The sequence below is a fragment of the Desulfovibrio sp. 1214_IL3152 genome (genome assembly GCF_036763055.1).
Classification (GTDB): Bacteria; Desulfobacterota; Desulfovibrionia; order Desulfovibrionales; family Desulfovibrionaceae; genus Desulfovibrio.
Genome location: NZ_JBAIYW010000522.1, coordinates 1 through 1,458, shown reverse-complemented (window position 1 = coordinate 1,458; position 1,458 = coordinate 1). Strand labels below are relative to the sequence as shown.

Here is a 1,458-nt window from a genome sequence, read left to right as displayed (position 1 = left end):
TGCTAGCCCGGGCGAAAAGTCACGTGACTGACAAAAAGCGCCAGCGGCTCCTGCCTGCGCTTGAACTCCGCCGCAAAAAGTTTGTTGCGCACCTCAAGCCGCAAGGGCGAAATGTTGGCCGCTGCGGAAGAAGCGCCGGGCTGCAGCAGTTCTTCAAGCATGGGGTCAAGCTGCCCGTAGGGCGGCAGACTGTCTTCGTCTTTTTGCCCGGGGCGCAGTTCGGCGGACGGAGCCTTGTCAAAAACCTGCTGCGGAATGATCTCTGCCTGCCGGTAGTCATTATACCACCGGGCCACGGCATAGGTTTGCGTTTTGGTCAGGTCGCCAATAACCGCAAGCGCGCCCACAGTGTCGCCGTACAGGGTGCTGTAGCCCATGGCGGCTTCACTTTTATTGCCCGTGTTGAGCACGAGCGCGCCTGCCCTGTTTGCCAGGGAGGAGAGAAACACGCCGCGGATGCGCGCCTGAAGATTCTCAAACGTGGTGTCGCCCGGGCGGGACTCAAAGAGTTCCAGCCCCGGAGCAAGAGCCTGTTCAAAGACCTTCATGACAGATTCTATGGGCAGGGTCACGGTGCGTACACCCAGATTTTGCGCCAGCTGGTGGGCATCGCTGACAGAACCTTTACTGCTGTAAGGCGACGGCATGAGCACACCGGTGACGTTTTCCGCCCCAAGCGCCTCCACGGCCAGGCAGCATACCAGTGAAGAATCCATACCGCCCGAAAGGCCCACAATCACTTTTTCCGCGCCGCATTTGCGCACAAAGTCGCGCGTGCCGAGGGTAAGGGCGTGCCAGAGACTTTCTTCCGCGCAGGCGCACAGCGGTTCGGGGGCCTTGCCGCCCGCAGCCCCGGAAGCGCCGTTCGGTGCGCTCCCGGCGGTTTCCACCACCAGAACATCCTCGTCAAAAGCCTTGCCCCGCGCCAGCAACTGACCTGTGGGGTCAAAGGCGAGACTCTGGCCGCTGTACACACGGCTGTCATTGCCGCCCACAAGATTGACGGAAAAAAGATGCACATGATGCCGGGCCGCCACATGCGAAAGCATGTGCTCGCCCGCGGCCTGCGCCCCTTCACTGAAAGGCGCGGCGGTCATGTGAATGAGGGCGTCAACCCCGCGCTGCACCAGTTCCATAAGCGGATTGTGTCCGCTGGCATAGCGTATTTTCCAGAAAGCCTCTTCCTCGCTGCGCGCGTCTTCGCACAGCACCACCCCCATGCGCCAGCCGCCGATGGTGAGTATGCCGCAGGAGATGCCCCTGTCAAAATACCGGCTGTCGTCTGTTTCTGCCCCCATCCCCTGCGCGCCGCCCTGATAGACCTTGCGCGAGATCACCTGCCAGCTTCCCTTGTCCACCAGAACGGCGGCATTGGAAAGCAGGCCGGAAGCGTAAACGCTGGGTACGGGCGCGCCCACCAGCAGGGCCGGGCCATCCTTGAGCGCCAGAGCAAGCTGA

1 protein-coding gene is annotated in these 1,458 nt (G+C 61.9%); it reads right to left on the bottom strand.

Annotation, left to right across the window (positions count from 1 at the left end; translation table 11 throughout):
• Positions 1–2 precede the first annotated feature (2 nt).
• Positions 3–1,458, bottom strand: a 1,456-nt coding sequence (gene nadE / locus V6C07_RS11115; protein WP_333536546.1) for an NAD(+) synthase, incomplete at its 5' end; no start/stop codon positions are given.